We start from the raw sequence: 22,186 nt of genomic DNA, 5'->3' as shown, positions 1-22,186 counted from the left end.
AACTTAGGTACATTAATAGTCGTTATGGAAAAGAAAATGTATAACAAAGGTAAATCCATCTTCTTGTTACTGTTAGCCGTTGGACTGGTTGGCTGTTCAACTGCTCCGGATGAAGCAGCAAGCGGAGAAGAAACAAATCAAGCGACTTCTGATGTGTATGATCCGTTGGAAGGCTTTAACCGCACGATGTGGGATATCAACTACGATTATTTAGATCCGTACTTAGTACGCCCAGTATCACTGGCGTATGTGAACTATACGCCAGTACCAATCCGTACTGGTATCGCCAATTTTTTATCCAACCTAGATGAGCCATCTAGCATGGTGAATAATTTAATCATGGGAAACGGTACTAAGGCGGTGGATCATTTTAATCGATTTTGGATTAACTCGACGTTTGGTATTTTCGGTTTGCTTGATATCGCAACGGCAGCGGGAATTACAAAGTACGATGAAAAAGCATTTGGTGATGCCGTCGGCCACTATGGGGTCGGCAATGGCCCATTTTTTATGCTGCCAGGTTATGGTCCTTACTCTTTGCGTGAGGTGACTGATACCGTCGATGGTATGTATCTCCCTCTTTCTTATCTGAATTTTTGGGCTAGCTTAGGGAAGTGGGCGTTTGAAGGTATGGAGAAGCGTGCATTGCTCGTTCCGCAAGAGGCGCAATTAGATTCCTCACCAGACGCATACATTCTAACGCGTGATGTTTATATTCAGCGCCAAAACTTTAAAGCAGAAAGAGAGACTGTTGAAAAAATAAACGTTGAAGAAGAAGCTTACTTAGATGAATATTTAGAAGACTTTTAAACGCGTTTGTGCACGTAATAGCAAGATATAAAAAAGGCTTAGCAGCAATGCTAAGCCTTTTCTGTATTTGTTGCTTGCTTAGAAGCGGTAGTTTGCTTGAACACCAATTAGCCAAACATTACCTGTCGTTTCACCAACGAATTGACCGCCGACTGCTTCTGCAGCGTCGTCTGACGAGTAGCCACGAGATTCAACGATTGGCGCATCTTTCGCGATGATGTATGTGAAACCGGCGTCTAGGCTCAGATCTTTATTCCAATCATAGGTTGCGCCGATGCTTAGCCATGTACGGTCAGTTTCTGGGATAGTGATCGTACGGTTTTTATCGCTTACCGCAGACGTATCATAAGCAATACCAGTACGTAGCGCTAACTTTGGTTCAAGTTGGTAAGTAGCACCAACAGCAAAGCGATAGTTGTCTTCCCAGTTTTCTACTTTAACCATATGCGTGCCAGCGGTATCTAGGTGTGCTTCCAACTTTTCGAACGAACTCCAGTCCGTCCAGTTGAAGCTTGCATGTAGCGCCAGTTGGTCTGTTACTTGGTGGAAACTTGCCAACTCAGCCGTTGCTGGCAGGTTTAGGTACATATAGCCGTTGTCACGCGTCTTATTTGGATAAACGGTACCAAAGCCAAATCCAAGACCTTCAGCATGGCCTTCAAGCTTCAGTTCAACTTCGGATTTGTATGAGAAACCGATACGGTTATTGTCATTGATCTGCCATGCTGTACCAATTTGCCAGCCCCAAGCGGTGTCATCACCTTCCATGTATTTTAGAGCAGTACCTTGAGGTTGGTTTAGTGCGTTTATTTGTGGGGTTGTCGCACCAAAGCTGCCTTCGCCGAGGATGTAACGGATACCACCACCAACGCTGATTGATTCATGAATTTTGTAAGCGGCGTTTAGGTTCGCTTCCATTGTGGTTACGCTTGCTTCGTTACCGAAGTGTGAGGCACCAAAGCCTTTACCTAAATCGGTTTCCATGCCGTAGTTGGTGCCAAAAGCCAAACCAATCGCGAATTTGTCATTGTATTGATGGGATAGGTAGAAGTTTGGAATGATTGCATCATGGGCGAAATCATCTGAAGATGCAGAAGAAGTGCTACCGTTGAAATTGACATCACCTTTCACATCAATGTTTGGGTTTACATAGATTGCACCAACGGACACTTGAGTGCCTTCCAAATAAGTTAGCATGGCAGGGTTACGCCATTGTGCACTTGCGTTGTCAGCCATTGCTGCTTCACCAGCGTATGCACGACCTAGGCCTGTTGCTGAATATTCAGCAAGTTGGAAACCTGCTGCGTTAGCCATGCTTGTAGTGCCAAGTAGGCTCAGTGCCACTGCTGTAGATAGAAGAGTCTTATTGGTTTTCATTCTTATGTTCGCTGATTTGTTTATAACGTGGGGACAAAGTTTACGTTTAGAGTGATCACTTTAAAAATGAAAATCCGATAAAACAGTGTTTTTAGTTGAATTGTCTGTCCATGAGATTTTATCTAGTGGATTTATCCAACTGTAAAAACACTGTGAAGGCATTTCAGCGAACAGTTGTGCGTCATAATTGCCAATTTTAGTACAGGTGTTCACTCAAATGAAGCAGACAGTAAATGGTAGATAATAAAAAAGACTGGAAATCCAGTCTTTTATGTTGAGTGTTTTTTCTATTCATTCACTACTGCGAACTTAGAAGCTACGGCTGTATTGTAAGCCAAATAGAATTGCATCCGCGCGTGTCGTTGCTTGGATATTGCTTAGTTCAACACCTGAAGCGGGGTTTCTTTCATTGACTAAAACATCGTCACCCATCAGGTAAGTAAAGCCAAAGTCAACGTTTGACTTGTTATTAAGATGGTATGTGAAGCCTGATGAGAACCATTGACGATCTGAGTCCGGTACAGAAATCGACGTTACCTTATCCTGCGCGCTGGTATCGTACATATAGCCCGCACGTAGGGTCCAATCGTTGTTTAGGTAATACGTACCACCGATTGAGTAATGCCAGCCATCTTGCCATTGGTACTGTTTGTCATACGTTGAACCTAAAGGTGAACCTTTTAGGTTCGAGAACTCAATTTGATCAAAGGTTTCCCAGCCAATGTATTGGAGGCTGTAGTGCACGGCAAAGGGAGTGTCTTGGATTTTGTGGAAACCTGAGAACTCGGCCATATCTGGTAGCGGCAAAGCTATCTTTTGGCCTTTATCGTCTTTCGCTTCCATTTCTGGGCTGTGACGGTATGCAAGACCAAAGCGGTTGTTTTCATCGAGTTCATATACAGCACCAACATTGAAGCCTACCGCCCAACCATCAGCTTTATCGACATCAATAAGAGGGGTACCTGCACTTGGTACTGGTCCAACGTTACTTGATGGAAAGCCCTTACCAGCCATACGCTTCATAGTGCCTTGACCGTAGATCAGGTCTACGCCTGCACCGAAGCTCCATTGATCATCTAAACGGTAAGAACCAGCAAGACCAAAGTTGAAGCTTTTTACGTCAGTAATTCCGCCGTATTCTGCAGCTACATAACTTTCAGAAAACTCAGTTTTTGTGCCGAAGTTGGAGTAAGCATTCACACCCCATGCGAATTTATCGTTCACGGGTACTATAAGGTGGATGTTTGGGGCAATTGATGTATCACCGACGTCATCAGTATTTGCAACATTTTGGGGGCCAGTAAAGGTTCCTGAGTATGTAACATCTTTCACTTCAATCATGGAAGTAATGCTTTCAAAACCAAGCGACAGTTCCATTTTATCAAATAGCGCCATGGCTGCTGGGTTACGAGCCATTACAGAGGCGTTATCTGCGATTACTGCATCACCAGCAAATGCACGGCCGATGCCTGTTGCTGACTGGGCGTTGATTTGGAAACCTGCGGCCATCGATTGACCTGAGGCAAAAGCTACCGTGACGGCTAGGAGAGTCTTTTTAAACAGACGCGTGTTCTGAGTCATTTATTTTTCCTTATTAGATTCGTCTCTTTGGACGATAAATTGAGCTTTTGCTCAGTTGCGCAGATAGTAGTATCAACAAGGAGTTAGACAAATCCGACCATTGGATAAAAGTGAATAAAAATTGCAGAAATGATGTCTAAATGAAGGGAAATTGCTCTCAAATTGCATAAATTAGAGCTTTAGCTCTAAATGTTAAGGGTTAATGAGTGAATGGTTTATCATGGATAAAAAACCGCCAAATAGGAACATTTAGCGGCATTTCTTAGAGATTATCTTGGTATCATCGAATGTCTTACATGGGCTTGATCATTGGGGCAAGGGTGTTGGCGATAGCATCGACATCTTCACTGCCTTCTCCAATTAAAATGAGACTAGAAGTTCCGATGGGATGGACGACTCCTGTCATACCGTCTTGGTTAAAGTCGACACTTTGTTTACTCGAAATACCAGTCATAAATAGCGTAACCTTACCTTTTGGGCCTTGGAATACCATGTGCACGGCATTAGAGTCCCCAAAACCGCAGTGATTTAAATAGTAAACGTGATATGGGAAGTTCTCGCTAAACTGATAATGAAACGGAGACATTTTGGCGTTAATTTGCGAGCTTGGAACGCTTTCATTTATATGTCGGATAAATGGTTCTTCATGAATCACGTGTTTAATTGCGGTATCTGCAAGGCTTGCTTGCGCCGGAGAAACAAGGACGTTGCCCCAATTTATTTGGCCAACCAGTAATCCAGCGGTAAAAGCAACAGAAGCCGCAAGCGCCATCACTTTGCGCACAAAGTTTGGTCTAACCACCTTCTTGTCATCAAGCACGCTGGATGTCTGACTGAACAGAATCTTATCAGCAAGATCTTCAGGAACATCCACATTCATGGCTTGCTTAATCTTTGTGTCGAGACCCAAAACGTCATCAGCAAACTTATTATTGGCCTCATTGCCAGCTAAAGCTTGCAGAATCTCCTCATCCTTTTGTTTTGGATCCGACAAAATACGACGACGAAATTCTAAATCATCCATTTTTTTGTCCTCTTTTAGTATCTTGAGAATCCAACATCTCTTTCAGTTGATTGCGAGCACGAAATAGTCGAGTCATCACCGTATTTTTATTCAAATCGAGGATGCCTCCAATTTCTTCTCCGCTAAAACCTCCTACAACTTGCAGAAATAACGGTTCACGGTATTCAACGTCTAATTTCATGATTTGTGCTTGCAGCCACTCTTGTTGATGGTGAGGGTCATCGCTGACCTTAGCATCGTTGCCATAATCATCGATATCCACTAAATCAAATTGTTTGCGTTCGAAGCGGCGCGCATTTTCTCGTCTTAGTATGGTAATAAGCCAAGATTTGGCAGCTTTTTCATCTTGAAGACTATCGAGAGACTTCCAAGCTCTAAGGCAGGTTTCTTGAACCAAATCTTCGGCTACGGCTTTATTTTTGCACAGCCAGTATGCGTAGCGGTACAAGTCTCGGTGATAACCCCGGACGAGCGCTTCGTATTTTCTTTGCTTGTCCATATCAGAGTTGACCGGACTGTTGGACTTTTTCTTTCCAAACATTGTTAATATGGCCACAGGAGCCTCCATCCTTGCTCTGCGAATTTATCGATCTTGTGAGCAGATTTCCTCACTGCCCAATATCGCTGAGGCAGCATTGGGTGATATATCAAGTTTATACGCAAAAGCCACCAATAGGCATGCGTGCGATGGTAATAGGTGTTAATAATATCATTATCTATTTATCAATGACTTAGTTAAATGAGTATGAGTTACGATTTATCAACGATTCATATGACTACGGGGTCATACCGCAACGCATCTTGAAGAGGTATCCGCGAAGTGCGCGCTTAGCCATTGCTCGGAGAGCTGAATGATTCGTGTATAGATGCATTCAATGATCATAAAATCACTATAAAATTGATCTATTTCAAAATATCGAGCCGTGAAGGGGTTATAGTACATCTTGTCATCTCGTTAGTCATTGCGACTAGCATGTTGAGCAAGATGACACTTCCTTTTGAAGGCTGACTTTACTTTCTCCTAATCAGGAAACTGATTAATTTTCAATTGGCGTAAGTTAATTGTTTTATAGATATTCCGACCACACAGTTTTGTGTGGTTTTTTTTTGCCTCAATTTTATCTTAAGCGCACTTCCCGTCGTTATTATTCTCTATAGTTAATCAGGTTATATTGCAAAATAATCAATGCACTAGGGTGATTGATCTACTTGCTTCACGTTTATTTAAACGCACGTTTGATAAATTTAACAACTTGGTTACAATGAATCAGGTCAGACCTCTTGTATTTAAGGAGAAACAATGGGCAAGCAGGAAGTAAAAACACGTAATGGTGAACGTGTTGCTATTGTCGCAGGGCTTCGAACGCCCTTTGCTCGTCAAAGCACGGAATTTAGCCAAGTGCCGGCGGTGGATTTAGGTAAAATGGTAGTAAGCGAAATGCTTGCTCGCACAGATATTGATCCAACGTTAATCGAACAAGTGGTATTTGGACAAGTGATACAAATGCCTGAAGCACCGAATATTGCACGAGAAATTGTGCTTGGAACGGGGATGAATGTCCACACTGATGCTTATAGTGTGACGCGCGCGTGCGCCACTAGTTTCCAGGCGGCGGTAAACGTTGCAGAAAGCATCATGGCAGGAAACATTGATATTGGCATCGCGGGCGGTGCGGATTCTTCTTCCGTGCTGCCGATTGGTGTGTCAAAGAAACTTGCCGCTAACCTACTTACTCTGAGCAAGACAAAAACGCTAGGTCAAAAACTTAATATCCTAAAAAACCTGAGCTTCAAAGATTTAATGCCCGTACCACCTGCGGTAGCTGAATACTCTACTGGTTTGTCAATGGGGCAAACGGCTGAGCAAATGGCCAAAACGCACGGTATTTCCCGTGCGGATCAAGATTCATTGGCACACCGTTCCCATACTTTAGCATCGCAGGCCTGGAAAGAAGGCAAAATCCAAGGCGAAGTGATGACGGCGTTCCCAGAACCATACAAAAAGTGGATTGCAGAAGACAATAATGTCCGTCATGACTCAACGGTTGAAGGGTACGCAAAATTGCGTCCGGCATTTGACCGTCAGTATGGCAGTGTTACTGCGGCGAATAGCACACCGTTAACCGATGGTGGCGCGGCAGTGATGTTAATGCGCGAGGGAAGAGCGAAAGAGCTCGGTTTAGAGGTATTAGGTTATATCCGAGGTTATGCATTCTCTGCAGTTGGTGTTGAAACCGACATGTTGATGGGGCCTTCTTACGCAACGGCGAAAGTGTTGGAAAATACGGGTCTAGAGCTTTCTGATCTGACGCTGATCGACATGCACGAAGCGTTTGCTGCCCAAGCCTTAGCGAATATGAAGATGTTTGCTTCAGATAAGTTTGCTCAAGAGAATCTAGGCCGTTCGAAAGCGATCGGTGAAATCGACATGGATAAGTTCAACGTGCTGGGTGGCTCAATCGCTTATGGTCACCCATTCGCGGCGACAGGTGCGCGCATGATGACGCAAACCCTACGTGAGCTGAAACGCCGTGGCGGCGGTATTGCATTGAATACCGCATGTGCAGCGGGTGGTCTTGGCGCGGCAATGATTCTGGAGGTTGAGTAATGAGCGAGCAAAAAGCATTTAGTCTAAAAGTTGATGAGCAGAACATTGCTTGGTTAGCGATTGACGTACCTAATGAAAAAATGAATACGCTGCAGGCAGCTTTTGCTGATGAAATGAAAGAAATCTTTGCTCAGCTAAAAGACGCCAGTGGCATCAAAGGGATGATCATCCATTCCCTAAAACCGGACAACTTCGTCGCGGGTGCCGATGTTCGCATGCTAGAAGCGTGCACCACCGCAAGTGAAGCAGAAGCACTAGCGAGGCAAGGTCAAGAGCTATTCCAGCAGCTATCAGACTTACCATATCCCGTGGTTGCTGCGATTCATGGCCCGTGTTTGGGCGGTGGCTTAGAGCTGGCTCTTGCATGTGATTATCGTGTTTGTACGGATTCAGATAAAACGCGTTTAGGCCTACCAGAAGTACAGCTTGGCTTACTGCCAGGTTCTGGCGGAACTCAGCGCCTGCCCCGTTTGATTGGCTTGTTACCTTCATTGGACTTAATTCTGACGGGTAAACAGCTTCGTGCAAAGAAAGCCAAAAAGCTGGGTGTGGTCGATGCCTGCGTACCTGATACTATTTTGCTTGATGTTGCGAAGCAATTTATCGAAAAAAGTAAAAACAAAGACAAGAAAAAGCAGTCGACCAAAGAAAAAGTGATGTCGGGTAGCCGGTTAGGGCGCAAGTTTGTGTTTGAACAGGCAGCGAAGAAAACTAACCAGAAAACCCGTGGTAACTACCCTGCAACGGTCGCGATTTTAGACGTTATTCAGCATGGTTTAGAGAAAGGTTTCGCCCAAGGTCAAGAGCTTGAAGCGAAACGCTTCGGTGAGCTTGTGATGAGCTCTGAATCAAAAGCGCTACGTTCGATCTTCTTTGCGACAACGGAAATGAAGAAAGAAAATGGTACGGATGCGAAACCTGCGCCAGTTCATAAAGTTGGCGTGCTGGGCGGCGGCTTGATGGGCGCAGGAATCAGCCATGTGTCTGTTGCAAAAGCGAAGGTGCCTGTTCGCATCAAAGACGTCAGCAACGATGGCGTTCTAAACGCACTCAACTACAATCACAAGTTATTTGAGAAACAGCGTAAACGCCGTATTCTATCCAAAGCCGATCTGCAAGCGAAAATGCTGCAACTGTCTGGCGGTGTCGACTTTACCAGCTTTAAGCATATTGATGTCGTAATTGAAGCGGTTTTTGAAGACTTAGATCTTAAGCAAAAAATGGTGGCGGATATTGAAGCGAATGCCAAACCAGAAACTATTTTTGCGACCAATACTTCTTCGTTGCCAATCCACAAAATTGCAGAAAAAGCCGAGCGTCCAGAAAACGTCGTTGGTTTGCATTACTTCAGCCCGGTAGAAAAAATGCCGTTGGTGGAAGTGATTCCGCATGAAATGACGTCAGATGAAACCATTTCAACAGTCGTTGCACTTGCTAAGAAGCAAGGTAAAACTCCGATCGTAGTGAAAGACAAAGCGGGCTTTTACGTGAACCGCATTCTTGCGCCATACATGAACGAAGCGGCGCATATTTTGCTGGCTAACGAACCGATCGAAAAGATTGATACGGCGCTGCTTGATTTTGGTTTCCCTGTCGGCCCGATTACCTTGCTTGACGAAGTTGGTGTCGATATTGGCGCGAAGATCATGCCGATTTTGGTCAACGAGCTAGGTGAGCGGTTCAAAGGACCTGACGTGTTCGATGTCTTGTTAAACGATGGACGTAAAGGCCGAAAGACTGGTAAAGGTTTCTACACTTACAAAGGCAAGAAGAAGGAAGTTGATAAGTCCGTCTACAAGCTGCTTAAGCTCGAGCCTGAATCTAAGCTGAGCGATAACGATATTGCGCTGCGCTGTATACTACCAATGCTGAATGAAGCGGTACGCTGTTTGGATGACGGCATCATTCGATCGCCACGTGATGGTGATATTGGCGCGATATTTGGTATCGGTTTCCCTCCATTCTTGGGCGGTCCATTCCGTTATATGGATCAGTTTGGCATTAAAGAACTGGTCGAGAAAATGAACGAGTTTGCATCCAAGTATGGCGATCGTTACGCACCGTGTGATGGCTTACTCACTCGAGCTGGTGAAGGGACCACGTTCTGCTAAACATTGCTTCGGTAAAGAAAAAGGCTTGCACTGGCAAGCCTTTTTTATACTTAAGACGTAGTTACTTCTTCTTGTCTTGCTTATCTTTTCTTGCTCTCAGTATTTCCTGCACTATGACTGAGAGCTAACTTAAGCTGATTAGCCTTACCCTAAACCACAGTCTTTTGGTCTGAGTTGAAACTCTTCAATAGAACCTATTTCTTGACCTAAGTGAATGCGAGGTGCGTCTAAATGCGCTTGACCCTGAGAGTGCATAACCAACCGATTCGCTGTACGAGGCTTAAGTTCATTAACAACAAAGCGAATCATGTCTGCTCTTGTCAGTTTCTTAAGCTCAGCCAGAACTTTTTCTCGTTGATTAAACTCAGTATCTTTATTACCAATTGCAACCCAAAGACGCTGAGCACGCCCACGGAGTGTTGTATCCGGTGTTGATATTTGGTTCCATAACCCGCGTTTACTGCTGTGCCATTGATAATCGTTGAGTTCTAAAAGCACCATGTAAAAAGCATTTAAAAACTCATCGATGGACGTGACCAGTTCAGACGGCGCGGCATTGGGAGACTGCACATAAAGTACTATGCCCGGATGGCGATTGAGTGGCATATTGCCCGTTCCCACCATATAACCAAGTTGTTGTTTGGTGCGGATCTCATGAAAGAACGTCGCGGACATTAAGTGGTTCGCCAATGAGTAAAGCGCAATATTGCGTGGTTCAATATCTTCGCATTGGTGGTAAATCACAACCGCTGAGTCTTGTTGTTTACAGTGCACTTCACGCTGGAAGCTACCATTTTGACCAAGCATTACGAGTGGACGTAGCGCTTCTTCATAGCGTTGCTCTTTTACTCGTAACGCATCTTTTAATGTTTTTGCCATAGCGTGCGCTTGCTGACGTTGCCAATCACCGTACACGAACATTTCGACGTGTAACTCAGCAAGAATCGATTGGACGAAAACCGAGAGTGAATCGACTTCAATGTCTTCTAATGCTTCTGCTAATGTCGCAAAAGGAGGGTTATTGGGCTGAAGTAGCCCCGTGAGGGCATTAAATAGTTGGGAAATAGGACGATCTTGCGAGGCATTGCGCCAGTTACGCAGTAGCTGCTGCTTGATAGTCTCAAAGCGAGTAGGGCTGAACTCCCGAGCAGCGAAGCGATGCAGGATCATTTCTAGCAGCTGAGGCAGTTTTTGGCTGAACCCAGAGAGAGTCAAGGTGACACCACCTTGATGAGCGTACATGTTGTAGCCCATTCCTGCTATCTCGGCTTGATACGTTTCTTTTGCGAGTGAGTCCAAAAACATTTCCACACAAAGACGCGTTTTGACAATGTTTTTTGGGGACGCAACGGCGTGAGGGCTATCAATGGCAATGTATAGAACACCTTTTGGCACGCGGAATTCATCATCTTGTAAATGCCATAGGCGAAAGCCGTCGAGAACTTCGATTAACTCCGGCAGTGAACTGCCATTTTCAAATGGCATTGGATCTAAGCCATAACAAATATAAGGGTTCTTATCAGGTAAGAGGAACTGCCAGCCAGGATCGATTTGTTGGTAGAAGCGGCGTTGCTCTTGACTAAAAGGCGTGACGGAATACGGAGTAAAGTACCACTCGGCAGTGCGATTGTATTCCAACCCTTTTGCAATCAGTGTTACGCGAACATTGTCGATGGTTAAGTATTGCAGCAACGCACGTTGTAGTTCTTCATCATAGCCAGCCATTTTGTAATCACCATAAATAGTATCTTCTGGACGATAGTGCTGCATGTTGATAACAAGGTGACTGACCAAGTCCATTGGGCGCAAAGGCTCTTGAAAGCGAAATGCTGATTCTAATACAGCTTGTTTTTCAAGGTAGCGCCATTCGTCCATGCCATCTTGTTTTATCATGGAGAGGTATTGAAAAACCGCCTGAATGATATCGTCAACATGGTCGAGGCCGTTTGGCGTTAATGTGCAGCTTACGGTGAAGTCACGATAGTTGCTGCCGCTCGCCCCGCCACCTGCAGAAAGCGAAGTAATCCACCCTTCGTTTTTTAGTTGGATCATTAAGCTACCCTCACCTTCATAGCCTAATAAATGCGCAAAGTAGGAGAGCGGTTTAATGCCGTAATATTTATCCATACCTGGCATCGGGAAGGTTAAGATTAACTTGCGAAACTCTTTAATTGGTTCAACTTGAACTAAAATCCCGGTACTGTCGTTGGTACTAATCGGTACATCAATCGATTTACCACGTAAATGATGATTTGGGATTTGCGAAAACATGGTTTCTACCCACGCTTGCTGTTCATCAAGCGATTGTGGACCAAACAGTGTGAGCGTCATGAGATCGGCAGAGTATTGAGAATGATGGAATGCGACAATTTCATCACGAATGGATTTTCCGTCTCTATCACCTAGGGTTTCGAGATTCCCAACCGAAAATTTAGAGAATGGATGGGCGGGGTTGATGACTTCTTTATTGACCTGATATAAGCGGCGAGCGTCATCATTGAGTTTGAGTTTGTATTCCGAGTCAACGGCCAGACGCTCTTTGTCTAACGCTTCTTCGTTAAATAGTGGTGCGGTAAAGAATTGGCTGAATCGGTCTAAAGCATTTTCAAAGGCACTGGGGGCGACGTCAAAAAAGAAACAGGTGTGTTCTGTCCCCGTCCAAGCGTTATTTGTTCCCCCATGTTGGCTAATATAACTTTGAAATTCGCCCACTTTAGGGTATTTTTCCGTACCCAAAAAAAGCATGTGCTCTAAATAATGTGCCAGACCTTGGCGTTCATTGGGGTCGTCGAAGTGTCCAACGTTCACTGCTAGAGCCGCTGCTGATTGTTGAGCAGTATCGGAATGAATCAGCAGTACGCGCAGATCATTGCTCAACGTAATGTAGCGGTATTGATTTGAATCGTTAGGACTTAGATGCACGACGCGTCTCCAGATTTCGCATTACAGTAATTATGAATCCCTAGTGGGGTTGTGCAAAGTTTGCGTTTTGATAAATACGGCTTGCCGCGTTTTGGTCTTTGTAAGACTTTTGCACAGGCCCATGCATTTGCATATGGGAATAGAACGGTTTGTGTTGAACGCACCAAGTTCATGAAATGATTAATGACAATGATAAACTCGGTATATTCTTTTTGATAGATTGTTAAGAAAGTCGCTATCTTTAACAAGCGAATTGGTATAATGAACAGATAATTATATCAGTATTTTTGTTTCGTCATCATTAAATTAGCCTCGTTTATCTTATAAAGGTAGCACTCAACCTTTTGGTAGCGTTAGCTATCCCTAGGAAATAACATGAAAATATTCATTATGCGTCACGGCGAAGCCGAGCATTTTGCAGATTCAGACGCAGCAAGACAACTGACCCAAAGAGGCAGACTAGAGTCAGAAGCCGTAGCCCGAGCTTGTAAAGAGCAAGGGGTTGCTCAATTTGGCAAAGTACTGGTGAGCCCGTACCTGCGAGCTCAGCAGACATGGGAGGAGATCAGCGCCCACTTCGACGCAAAAAGCATCGACACTTGTGAAGATATTACGCCATATGGTCAATCTGAGCATGTATTTGATTTTGTGAGTGCATTGATTGAAGTAGAAAAGCTAGAGTCGTTACTGCTTGTTTCTCACTTGCCGCTTGTCGGCTATCTCACATCAGAGTTTGTGCAAAAAATGACGCCCCCGATGTTTCCGACATCCGGTTTGGTGTGCATTGAATACGAACCGCAAACACAACGCGGTGAAGTACTTTGGCACATAACACCGTAAGTCAGAATGTCATGCAGCGAAACAGAAGGCAGGATTATCCTGCCTTTTTTGTTTTGACGTGAATTATTTCTCTGGTATCGAGAGTAGGACCAACAAGGCACCATTACCACCAAACTCAAGAGGCGCTTGGTGAAACGCCATCACGTCTGGGTGCTGAGCCAACCAGAGCGGTGCTTTCTTTTTTAAGATATGTTTACCAATCCCGTGTTGAACACACGCACAGTGAATTTCGTTTTTGACGCAATAAGCGATCATCGCACCGAGTTCACGTTTTGCTTCTTGTTGCGTCATGCCGTGCATATCGAGAAACACGTCAGGAGTATACACGCCACGACGTAGACGTTTGACTTCATAGGTGGAGACGTCGTCACGAGCATAACGAGTCGGACCTTCTTCATTTAATCGAGGAACAAACTCGTCGGAAAAATAAAACTCAGAGTCACTCGCTTCACGGTTGGAGCGCTTGATTTCTTTTTGTTTAGTATTTTTTTTTGGTCGCTGGATTATGGTATCCTGTCGCAACTTTTTTACGCCCTGTACTGCTTCCTGAAACAAGGCGAAATCGTCATCGTATTCGGTGTCTTTTTTGCTCATTAGGTAAACAATTTCATTCATAAACTTAATTAGCAGTATTGTAGCGCTTTTCGGAGGCAATTTTGGATAAGATTTTTGTAGAAGAGGCGGTGTCAGAGCTGTATACCCTTCAAGATATGATTCGTTGGACGGTAAGTCGCTTTAATGCAGCGAACCTGTTTTACGGTCATGGTACTGATAATGCGTGGGATGAAGCGGTGCAGCTTATTCTACCAACCTTATACTTACCGATTGATGTGCCTCCACATGTCTTGAACTCTCGTCTCACCACTAGCGAGCGTATGCGTATTGTCGAGCGTGTTGTTAAGCGTATTAATGAACGCACCCCAACCGCTTACCTTACCAACAAAGCGTGGTTCTGTGGTCTGGAATTCTTCGTCGATGAGCGTGTACTTGTGCCTCGTTCTCCAATTGGTGAATTGATTCAAGCTGAGTTCCAACCTTGGTTGATAGAAGAGCCTGCTCGCATCATGGATCTGTGTACAGGTAGCGGTTGTATCGCGATTGCATGTGCTCACGCATTCCCAGAAGCAGAAGTCGATGCAATTGATATTTCTACAGGTGCGTTGCAAGTGGCTGAGCAAAATGTTCAAGACCATGGTATGGAGCAGCAAGTATTCCCAATCCGTTCAGACTTGTTCCGTGACCTACCAAAAGAGAAGTACAACCTGATTGTGTCTAACCCACCATATGTGGATGAAGAGGACATGAACAGCCTACCAGACGAGTTCACCCATGAGCCAGAGCTTGGCCTTGCTGCCGGGACTGACGGTCTGAAATTGGTTCGCCGTATTCTAGCCAATGCTCCGGATTACCTAACTGACAGTGGGATTTTGATCTGTGAGGTTGGTAACTCAATGATTCACATGATGGAACAATACCCACAAATTCCATTTACTTGGATCGAATTCGAGAACGGTGGTCATGGTGTATTTATGCTGACGCGAGATCAACTAGTGGAATGTGCAGAAGAGTTCAAACTGTATAAAGATTAAAATATTGTGAGCGAAATATCGAAACACCGAGCCCTGTGCTCGGTGTTTTTTTATGCGTATTTATTCTTTACATCAAAACGTAATAAAGCCACTATGAAACCATGAAGAATTGAAAGCAGTTGCGCCTTGGCTTGACGGGCGTAGCGAAAAAAACTTGAGGAAGTAATGGCAGGAAACAGTATCGGACAACATTTCCGAGTGACGACATTCGGGGAAAGTCACGGTATCGCACTGGGATGTATCGTAGACGGATGTCCTCCGGGATTAGCAATTACAGAAACAGATCTGCAAACTGATCTTGACCGTCGTCGCCCCGGCACGTCACGCTACACCACACAACGTCGTGAACCGGACGAAGTAAAAATTCTTTCTGGCATTTTTGAAGGTAAAACCACAGGAACTTCAATAGGACTCTTAATCGAAAATACCGATCAAAGATCTAAAGATTATTCTGAGATCAAAGACAAGTTCCGCCCAGGGCATGCTGATTATACTTATCATCAAAAATACGGCATCCGTGATTACCGTGGAGGCGGGCGTTCGTCTGCTCGTGAAACCGCAATGCGTGTCGCGGCCGGTGCGATTGCGAAGAAATACTTGAAAGATGAGTTCGGTGTGGAAATTCGTGCATACTTGTCACAAATGGGTGACGTTTCTATCGATAAAGTCGATTGGAATGAAATCGAAAACAACGCGTTTTTCTGCCCAGACGTAGACAAAGTCGCGGCGTTTGATCAACTCATTCGTGACCTGAAAAAACAGGGTGATTCTATTGGTGCCAAAATTCAGGTTGTCGCAACCAATGTGCCTGTAGGGTTGGGTGAACCTGTATTTGATCGCTTAGATGCGGACATTGCACATGCCTTAATGAGCATCAACGCAGTAAAAGGCGTAGAGATCGGTGACGGCTTTGATGTCGTCAACCAAAAAGGCAGCCAACACCGTGATCCACTTTCACCACAAGGATTTGGTAGTAATCACGCGGGCGGCATTCTTGGAGGGATCTCTACTGGGCAAGATGTCATCGCAAATATTGCGCTTAAACCGACGTCAAGTATCACCGTTCCGGGTGACACCATCACAAAAGAAGGTGAAGCAACTCAGTTGATTACCAAAGGTCGTCACGATCCATGCGTTGGTATTCGTGCGGTGCCGATTGCGGAAGCGATGCTCGCGATAGTCGTGATGGATCACTTGTTGCGTCACCGTGGTCAAAACCATGGTGTCACAACAGAAACGCCGATGATTTAAATTTAGCTGTGAATTTCACCAAAATAAAAGGCTGCTCAATGAGCAGCCTTTTAAGTCTTGGATAATATAAAAATCACTCAGTGGATGGAACCTTCAGTTTCTAGATGGAACGAAGGTAAACGCCATTTAAAGCGAACTGCCGCCATACGCAACATATAACCAGTAACAAGCGTGATGCTGGTGGCCGTCACATCGGTTACGTTAAACTCTAAAAGTGTTAAGTACAGACCAGATGCAATAAGAGCGACGGACGCATAAAGCTCTTCGTGCAATACCAACGGCGTTTGACGACAAATTAAATCTCGAAGTAAGCCTCCAAATACACCGGTGACGAGCGCAGACACCATGCAGATCCCGAGATGCAAGCCCATGCCCATAGCAATCTTAGTACCGATAATACTAAATACGATCAAACCAAGTGCATCAAGGCGGATAAATAAGCCTTTAAACTTGATGACCCACTTAGCCAAACCGGTCGTTAGCACGCCAGCAACACACGTAATTGCCAAAAACTCTGGGTTCTTTACCCAACCAAGAGGATAATGCCCTAATAAGATGTCTCGCACAGTGCCACCACCAATAGCCGTCGCACTTGCCACTAACATGACACCAAACCAGTCCATCTTTCTTCTACCAGCGCTTAACGCACCTGTCATGGCTTCAGCCGTGATACCAATGATATACAACACACTTAGCAACATATCGGAACACTCAAAGTAACAATGACCACGTTCTACAAAAGAAGGGTAGAAGCAGTAACAACACTTACAAAAGGCTCTATCATTCTTAAAAAGTGATAAAAAGCCACAACATGCCTATAGTCAAATTACTTATAAAACAGCAGCTTGAGAGGCATTAAAATAAAGCGAGAGTGTAGTGGTAAATCGGTGCGCTGACGAATGAGAAATTATATGGATAAAGCGACATTCAGATAAATTCAACTAATAACCAAAACTGTGGTACAGCCTTTACCTTATAAGTAAAAACAGTAACAATATGCAGCGAATGTCAAATTGAAGTACAGACTCGACAATGACCCACGAATACCAAGACCTGATCACCATTTTCAATCACACCTTTTTAGACCAATTTAATACTAAATTAGAGCGAGGTGGTGACGAGCCCATTTATCTCCCAGCGAATGATGAACATCCTCATCATCGGATTATTTTTGCTCGGGGTTTTTATGCTTCGGCACTGCATGAGATTGCTCATTGGTGTGTCGCCGGTCCAGAACGTCGCTTATTAGAAGATTTTGGCTATTGGTATGAGCCTGATGGGCGCACGGCCGAAGTTCAAGCTGAGTTTGAGAAAGTTGAAGTGCGGCCGCAAGCTTATGAATGGATTCTGGCACAAAGTGCTGGCTTCCCTTTTACTGTCAGTTGTGACAATCTACACGGCGATTTTGAACCAGATAGGCTTGGTTTTATGCAAAAAGTGCATAAAGAAGTGTTGGGTATTTTGGAAGCAGGACTGCCGCCTAGGGTAAAAATGCTCTCGGAAGCATTACGTGCTTTCTACCACACTAAGCCGCTGGAAACGTCTGACTTTATACTTAAGTAACCTCGAGATACACCATGATTATTGAATTTGAAGAAAAACTATTAGAGTTGATTGATGCGCGCATTGAAACGGCATCTGATGATGAATTATTTGCTGGTGGTTATCTACGCGGTCACATTTCTCTGTCTGCGGCCTCTTGTGAAGAAGAAGGCATTAATGATATCGAGGAACTCAAATCTCGTATCACGCACAGTATTGAAGAAGCTCGTACAGAGCTTAGCCCTGCAGATCGCAGTATTGTGAACGATTTATGGCAAGAGCTCCACGCTCAAGCTTGATCCGAACCACAATATCTTCCCTATTCTTAAAGATTGCATTTATTTCGAAAAATTTGACTCTCTCCATAAAATTTTTGTGGTTGTAGCGTAACTGTTCAAGTTTTATTCTGCTTAGTATAAAACCTGAACAAAGGACGACAACCATGAAAATTATCGCATTTGGCGCTTCTACTAGCTCAACTTCAATCAACAAAGTGCTGGCAACTTACGCCGCGAACCAAATCAAAGACGCTGAAGTGGAAGTTTTGGACTTGAATAATTATCAAGTACCGATGTTTAGTGAAGACAAAGAGAAAGAAATTGGTCAAGCAGAAGGAGCCAGCGCTTTTTTGCGTGACCTAGCGAAGGCTGATGCCATTATTGTTTCGTTCGCAGAGCACAATGGCTCTTATACGGCGGCGTACAAGAACTTATTTGATTGGGCGACGCGTATAGACAGTAACGTGTTCCAAAATAAGCCAGCTGTTTACCTTGCAACGTCTCCGGGGCCTGGTGGGGCACAAAGCGTATTAGCTGCAGCAACGGGCGCGGCACAGTTCTTTGGTGCGGAGGTGAAAGCGTCGCTATCGATACCAAGTTTCTATGAAAATTTTGATGTGGAAGCGGGTCAGGTTTTGAATCAGGAAGTCGCAGAGCAAGTGAAGCAAGCGGTGGCAAAATTGGCGTAAAGCCAACCAGATTCAGATTCCCGAACACGGTGCTCAGCCGTGAGCGGGAACCTCGATATTGCGCGTCAATTAAAGTTTCGTAATCGCCTTACCTTTGCGTAACTTGCGTACCCACATCCGACTCGGATGAAGGCCAGTTAACACATCAACAGGCAGTGGTAGAGGATCGCCACATATTTGCGACGCTAACACTTCAGCCAATAGTGGCGCAGAGCTCAAGCCGCGCGAGCCTAATCCTAAAAAACAGAAGAGGTTAGGGTAATGGCGAATCGTCTCTACTTGGTCTTGTTTCTTGCCCTGTAAATGGGCGTATTGTGCCTTGATAGTCTCGAAGCCACTCACGTTACCCACAAAAGGCAAATGGTCGCGGCTGACGCAACGAATGGCTTGGCGAGATAAATTGTTGCTGATATCTACTTCTTTTGTCCATTGCTGGTTTGGTATGCATTGGAGGAGTTTTTTCGCATTATCTTTTTGTGCGCTTGCATCAAACTCATAATCTAAGTGGTTGCGGTCATAGCTTGCACCAATACAAAGGTGTTGGTTGCTCGGGTTAACTGGTGTCATGTAACCGTCGTAACACAGCACGGTTTTTAACTTAGATAGCGTTTCTGTTGCTGGAGCATGGCTTACTTGTCCTTTCACTTTGCCCATGGGTAGATCCGCCGTTTGGCTCAGGGCTTGAAATTCATGACCATTGGCGATGACCACGACAGAATGTTCGAATGTCTGAGCATTCGCCGTCAGAGCCCAGAGTTGGTTGGTATCACTCCATTCTAATGACTCTACGTTATGTTCAAATTGAACACTGAAGAGGTTCGTTTGTTCCAGTTGGGTAATTAAGCCGCCAGTCAGTTCAGCAGGACATAACCAGCCCCCCAGAGGGTAGTGCACCGAAGCCATATCGATGGGTAAACCGATTTTCGCCGTAGTATCTTCAGCAGATAACTTGTGGATTAATTCAGGTGGAAAATTACCATTCAGCATTTTTCCTAACTTCTCTGCGGACTTTTCATCCCACATCAATTGCGTGACACCGCACCAGTCATGGTCGAACTCAATACTTTCTGCTGCTTGCTCTACAAACTGGCGAGCAAATAAAAAGGCGGGGGCAAAGACGCGAGAGACACCAGCATGTGGACCATTTAATAGGGGGTACACTGCGCCTTGTCGGTTGCCCGATGCGCCTTTTGCTGGTTGCGTGTCTTTACAATAAAGCGTCACGTTTTGACCACGACGAACCAGCGTCTTCGCTAATGTCGCGCTCGCAATGCCACCTCCAATGATGGCAATCGAGTCATGGTTTGTTGCTGCTGTTCGATGGAACCAAGGTAAGTGATTGGAGTGCATGTTGCGCTGCTCCATTGAGCCGGCGATCATGTCACGTTTGGTACCAAAGCCTTTGACTTTCTTCATGGTGAAGCCAGCGTCATTCAGGCCGCGACGAACAAAGCCCGCGGCAGTAAATGTCGCGACCGTGCAGTCTTGCTTCGCCAGTTTTGCCATGCCATCAAACAAGTGTTGGTTCCACATTTCTGGATTTTTACTGGGTGCAAAGCCATCAAGGAACCACGCATCGGTCAGGCCGTGCTCTGTGTAAGGTACTTGTGGCATGCAGTCTTTGATGTCACCAAACCAAAGGTCGAGTGTGACGGCGCCATCTTCTAGCACAATGCGGTGGCACTCAGGCACCGCTGCTGGGTAGTACTGTTGCAGCTTTTTCGCATATTCAGCTAATTCTGGCCACGCTTCATGCGCTTTTTTTAAGTCGGCTTTGCTTAGAGGGTATTTTTCAAAGCTAATAAAATGCAGCTCTTTGAGTGGTGCTTCTGGGGAATTATGGCGAAATTCGCGAAACCATTGCCACACAGCTAAAAAGTTCAATCCAGTGCCAAATCCCGTTTCACTAATAACAAAACGTCTTTGTTCGAACGTCTGCCATCTCTCTGGGAGGTGATTTTGTTTTAAGAAAACGTAGCGTGTCTCTTCAAGACCGTTTACGTTAGAGAAGTAAACATCATCAAATTGGTCTGAAACCGGAGTACCAGCTTCGTTCCAACCAAGCTCTGCGTTTTTTATTGAAGTCATAATGGTGCAAATTGTGATTTGGCGCGGTAAGAATGGGGCGATTGTACGAATTTATGGGAAAGCTGACCACTTTTGTTGACTATCTTAGTTATCATCTAGCGGATTTTTGAATTATAGGAATGTCATAATGAAACGAGTCGTAATCACCGGTATGGGTATTGTTTCAAGTATCGGTAACAACGTCGAAGAAGTTCTAGCGTCTCTTAAAGCGGGCAAATCTGGCATCACTGCATCTGAGCAGTTCAAAGAACACGGTCTTCGTTCGCAAGTATGGGGTGATCTGAAAATCAACCCAGCGGAGCACATCGACCGTAAGCAGATGCGCTTTATGGGTGATGCGGCGGCTTATGCATACCTATCAATGGAGCAGGCAATCGCAGACGCTGGCCTAACAGAAGATCAAGTTTCAAACGATCGCACCGGTATCGTTGCTGGTTCTGGTGGTGCTTCTGCATACAACCAAACAGTTGCAACAGACACGATGCGTGCGAAAGGCGTAAAACGCGTGGGCCCTTACATGGTTCCTCGCACGATGTCATCAACGGTTTCGGCTTGTTTAGCTACGCCATTTAAGATTCGTGGTGTGAACTACTCAATGAGCTCCGCTTGTGCAACATCAGCACACTGTATCGGTCACGCGATGGAGCTGATTCAGCTTGGCAAGCAAGACATTGTTTTTGCCGGTGGTGGTGAAGAACTTGATTGGTCTCAGACTATGATGTTTGACGCGATGGGCGCCTTATCAACGAAATACAACGACACACCAGATAAAGCCTCACGTACTTACGATGTCGATCGTGACGGGTTTGTGATCTCTGGCGGCGGCGGCATGCTGGTGATCGAAGAGCTTGAACATGCACTGGCACGTGGCGCGAAAATCTACGGTGAGATCGTCGGTTATGGTGCGACATCAGACGGCTATGACATGGTAGCACCATCAGGTGAAGGCGCGATCCGTTGTATGAAGATGGCGATGCAAGACGTTGATGGTGTGGATTACATTAATACGCACGGTACGTCGACGCCAGTCGGTGACGTAAAAGAGCTTGGCGCTATTCAACAACTATTTGGTGAAAAGAGCCCTGCAATATCTGCGACAAAAGCAATGACAGGTCACGCTCTTGGTGCAGCGGGCGTGCATGAAACTATTTACTCTACGCTAATGCTAGACAAAAACTTCATTGCTCCAAGCATCAACATTGAAAACTTGGACGAAGCAGCTCAAGGCTTAGATATCGTGACAGAAGCTCGCGATGCAGAACTGACGACTGTGATGTCAAACAGTTTTGGCTTTGGCGGCACAAACGCAACTTTGGTTATTAAAAAATACCAAGGTTAACTGAATGTATTGGAGCCTTGACGCAAAGTGATATTGACTCCAATAAAGCAGTTTCCAGAGCTTGATCAGTGACACTGATCGAACAGACGCAGACTCTATCCCATGGAGAGCGGGATAGGATCCTTTTGTTCTGGAAC

Annotated in this window: 18 protein-coding genes; 10 read left to right on the top strand and 8 right to left on the bottom strand. The window is 45.1% G+C overall.

The window, feature by feature from the left end; genetic code table 11:
• Positions 1–36 precede the first annotated feature (36 nt).
• On the top strand, positions 37–810 hold the full coding sequence (locus ATG66_RS15220) for an MlaA family lipoprotein (RefSeq protein WP_098416123.1): 774 nt from the start codon (positions 37–39) through the stop codon (positions 808–810).
• A gap of 78 nt (positions 811–888) precedes the next feature.
• On the opposite strand, the gene ATG66_RS15215 is transcribed toward ATG66_RS15220, so the two are convergent.
• From ATG66_RS15215 to ATG66_RS15200, 4 genes are all read right to left on the bottom strand, one after another.
• On the bottom strand, positions 889–2,187 hold the full coding sequence (locus ATG66_RS15215) for an outer membrane protein transport protein (RefSeq protein ID WP_098416122.1): 1,299 nt from the start codon (positions 2,185–2,187) through the stop codon (positions 889–891).
• Between the two features lie 309 nt (positions 2,188–2,496).
• Entirely contained in the window at positions 2,497–3,768 is a 1,272-nt protein-coding gene (locus ATG66_RS15210) for an outer membrane protein transport protein (RefSeq protein ID WP_098416121.1), read from the bottom strand.
• 292 nt (positions 3,769–4,060) lie between these two features.
• Positions 4,061–4,792 (bottom strand): DUF3379 domain-containing protein, encoded by a 732-nt coding sequence (locus tag ATG66_RS15205; RefSeq protein WP_098416120.1) that lies wholly within the window; start codon positions 4,790–4,792, stop codon positions 4,061–4,063.
• Positions 4,785–5,360, bottom strand: a complete 576-nt coding sequence (locus tag ATG66_RS15200) for a sigma-70 family RNA polymerase sigma factor (protein ID WP_098416119.1) — start codon at positions 5,358–5,360, stop codon at positions 4,785–4,787. The genes ATG66_RS15205 and ATG66_RS15200 overlap by 8 nt, the downstream gene beginning before the upstream one ends.
• Before the next feature lie 732 nt (positions 5,361–6,092).
• Between ATG66_RS15200 and fadI the strand changes: the two genes are divergently transcribed.
• On the top strand, positions 6,093–7,400 hold the full coding sequence (gene fadI / locus ATG66_RS15190) for an acetyl-CoA C-acyltransferase FadI (protein ID WP_098416118.1): 1,308 nt from the start codon (positions 6,093–6,095) through the stop codon (positions 7,398–7,400).
• Positions 7,400–9,511 (top strand): fatty acid oxidation complex subunit alpha FadJ, encoded by a 2,112-nt coding sequence (fadJ, locus tag ATG66_RS15185; protein ID WP_098416117.1) that lies wholly within the window; start codon positions 7,400–7,402, stop codon positions 9,509–9,511. Before fadI ends, fadJ begins: the two co-directional genes overlap by 1 nt.
• Before the next feature lie 144 nt (positions 9,512–9,655).
• On the opposite strand, the gene ATG66_RS15180 is transcribed toward fadJ, so the two are convergent.
• Entirely contained in the window at positions 9,656–12,433 is a 2,778-nt protein-coding gene (locus ATG66_RS15180; RefSeq protein ID WP_098416116.1) for an insulinase family protein, read from the bottom strand.
• A gap of 375 nt (positions 12,434–12,808) precedes the next feature.
• Between ATG66_RS15180 and sixA the strand changes: the two genes are divergently transcribed.
• Entirely contained in the window at positions 12,809–13,273 is a 465-nt protein-coding gene (gene sixA / locus ATG66_RS15175) for a phosphohistidine phosphatase SixA (protein WP_098416115.1), read from the top strand.
• A gap of 63 nt (positions 13,274–13,336) precedes the next feature.
• Here the strand turns inward: sixA and smrB are convergent, their stop codons facing one another.
• Positions 13,337–13,867: an endonuclease SmrB gene (gene smrB / locus ATG66_RS15170; RefSeq protein ID WP_098416430.1), complete on the bottom strand. Its 531-nt coding sequence runs from the start codon at positions 13,865–13,867 to the stop codon at positions 13,337–13,339.
• A 62-nt stretch (positions 13,868–13,929) separates the two neighbouring features.
• On the opposite strand from smrB, the gene prmB reads away from it, so the two are divergent.
• Positions 13,930–14,862, top strand: a complete 933-nt coding sequence (prmB, locus tag ATG66_RS15165; protein ID WP_098416114.1) for a 50S ribosomal protein L3 N(5)-glutamine methyltransferase — start codon at positions 13,930–13,932, stop codon at positions 14,860–14,862.
• A gap of 165 nt (positions 14,863–15,027) precedes the next feature.
• Positions 15,028–16,113 (top strand): chorismate synthase, encoded by a 1,086-nt coding sequence (gene aroC, locus ATG66_RS15160; protein WP_098416113.1) that lies wholly within the window; start codon positions 15,028–15,030, stop codon positions 16,111–16,113.
• Positions 16,114–16,190: 77 nt separating this feature from the next.
• On the opposite strand, the gene ATG66_RS15155 is transcribed toward aroC, so the two are convergent.
• Complete coding sequence (locus ATG66_RS15155) at positions 16,191–16,814, bottom strand: trimeric intracellular cation channel family protein (RefSeq protein WP_098416112.1); 624 nt, start codon at positions 16,812–16,814, stop codon at positions 16,191–16,193.
• A gap of 331 nt (positions 16,815–17,145) precedes the next feature.
• On the opposite strand from ATG66_RS15155, the gene ATG66_RS15145 reads away from it, so the two are divergent.
• The 3 genes from ATG66_RS15145 to ATG66_RS15130 all read left to right on the top strand — a co-directional run bounded on the left by ATG66_RS15145 (position 17,146) and on the right by ATG66_RS15130 (position 18,622).
• Positions 17,146–17,676, top strand: coding sequence for an elongation factor P hydroxylase (locus ATG66_RS15145; protein WP_098416111.1), 531 nt, complete (start codon positions 17,146–17,148; stop codon positions 17,674–17,676).
• A gap of 14 nt (positions 17,677–17,690) precedes the next feature.
• Positions 17,691–17,954 carry a YfcL family protein gene (locus ATG66_RS15140; RefSeq protein WP_098416110.1) on the top strand — a complete coding sequence of 88 codons (264 nt, stop codon included), beginning with the start codon at positions 17,691–17,693 and terminating at the stop codon, positions 17,952–17,954.
• A 143-nt stretch (positions 17,955–18,097) separates the two neighbouring features.
• A complete protein-coding gene (locus ATG66_RS15130) occupies positions 18,098–18,622 on the top strand; it encodes an NADPH-dependent FMN reductase (RefSeq protein WP_098416109.1) in 525 nt (174 codons plus the stop codon).
• Positions 18,623–18,691: 69 nt separating this feature from the next.
• Here the strand turns inward: ATG66_RS15130 and mnmC are convergent, their stop codons facing one another.
• On the bottom strand, positions 18,692–20,710 hold the full coding sequence (gene mnmC / locus ATG66_RS15125) for a bifunctional tRNA (5-methylaminomethyl-2-thiouridine)(34)-methyltransferase MnmD/FAD-dependent 5-carboxymethylaminomethyl-2-thiouridine(34) oxidoreductase MnmC (RefSeq protein WP_098416108.1): 2,019 nt from the start codon (positions 20,708–20,710) through the stop codon (positions 18,692–18,694).
• A 127-nt stretch (positions 20,711–20,837) separates the two neighbouring features.
• On the opposite strand from mnmC, the gene fabB reads away from it, so the two are divergent.
• Positions 20,838–22,049 (top strand): beta-ketoacyl-ACP synthase I, encoded by a 1,212-nt coding sequence (gene fabB / locus ATG66_RS15120; RefSeq protein ID WP_098416107.1) that lies wholly within the window; start codon positions 20,838–20,840, stop codon positions 22,047–22,049.
• Positions 22,050–22,186 lie beyond the last annotated feature (137 nt).

This window comes from Vibrio sp. ES.051 (assembly GCF_002563795.1).
Lineage (GTDB): Bacteria > Pseudomonadota > Gammaproteobacteria > Enterobacterales > Vibrionaceae > Vibrio.
The sequence above is the reverse complement of the archived record's forward strand: the minus strand, read 5'-3'. Positions and strand labels throughout refer to the sequence as shown.

Excerpts from the sequence above, each read along its gene's own strand:
- ATG66_RS15155 (WP_098416112.1), bottom strand. The coding sequence starts at position 16,814 with ATGTTGCTAAGTGTGTTGTATATCATTGGTATCACGGCTGAAGCCATG.
- ATG66_RS15200 (WP_098416119.1), bottom strand. The coding sequence starts at position 5,360 with ATGGAGGCTCCTGTGGCCATATTAACAATGTTTGGAAAGAAAAAGTCC.
- ATG66_RS15205 (WP_098416120.1), bottom strand. The coding sequence starts at position 4,792 with ATGGATGATTTAGAATTTCGTCGTCGTATTTTGTCGGATCCAAAACAA.
- aroC (WP_098416113.1), top strand. The coding sequence starts at position 15,028 with ATGGCAGGAAACAGTATCGGACAACATTTCCGAGTGACGACATTCGGG.
- fabB (WP_098416107.1), top strand. The coding sequence starts at position 20,838 with ATGAAACGAGTCGTAATCACCGGTATGGGTATTGTTTCAAGTATCGGT.
- ATG66_RS15130 (WP_098416109.1), top strand. The coding sequence starts at position 18,098 with ATGAAAATTATCGCATTTGGCGCTTCTACTAGCTCAACTTCAATCAAC.
- smrB (WP_098416430.1), bottom strand. The coding sequence starts at position 13,867 with ATGAGCAAAAAAGACACCGAATACGATGACGATTTCGCCTTGTTTCAG.
- ATG66_RS15145 (WP_098416111.1), top strand. The coding sequence starts at position 17,146 with ATGACCCACGAATACCAAGACCTGATCACCATTTTCAATCACACCTTT.
- sixA (WP_098416115.1), top strand. The coding sequence starts at position 12,809 with ATGAAAATATTCATTATGCGTCACGGCGAAGCCGAGCATTTTGCAGAT.
- ATG66_RS15140 (WP_098416110.1), top strand. The coding sequence starts at position 17,691 with ATGATTATTGAATTTGAAGAAAAACTATTAGAGTTGATTGATGCGCGC.
- ATG66_RS15210 (WP_098416121.1), bottom strand. The coding sequence starts at position 3,768 with ATGACTCAGAACACGCGTCTGTTTAAAAAGACTCTCCTAGCCGTCACG.
- fadI (WP_098416118.1), top strand. The coding sequence starts at position 6,093 with ATGGGCAAGCAGGAAGTAAAAACACGTAATGGTGAACGTGTTGCTATT.
- ATG66_RS15220 (WP_098416123.1), top strand. The coding sequence starts at position 37 with ATGTATAACAAAGGTAAATCCATCTTCTTGTTACTGTTAGCCGTTGGA.
- fadJ (WP_098416117.1), top strand. The coding sequence starts at position 7,400 with ATGAGCGAGCAAAAAGCATTTAGTCTAAAAGTTGATGAGCAGAACATT.
- mnmC (WP_098416108.1), bottom strand. The coding sequence starts at position 20,710 with ATGACTTCAATAAAAAACGCAGAGCTTGGTTGGAACGAAGCTGGTACT.
- ATG66_RS15215 (WP_098416122.1), bottom strand. The coding sequence starts at position 2,187 with ATGAAAACCAATAAGACTCTTCTATCTACAGCAGTGGCACTGAGCCTA.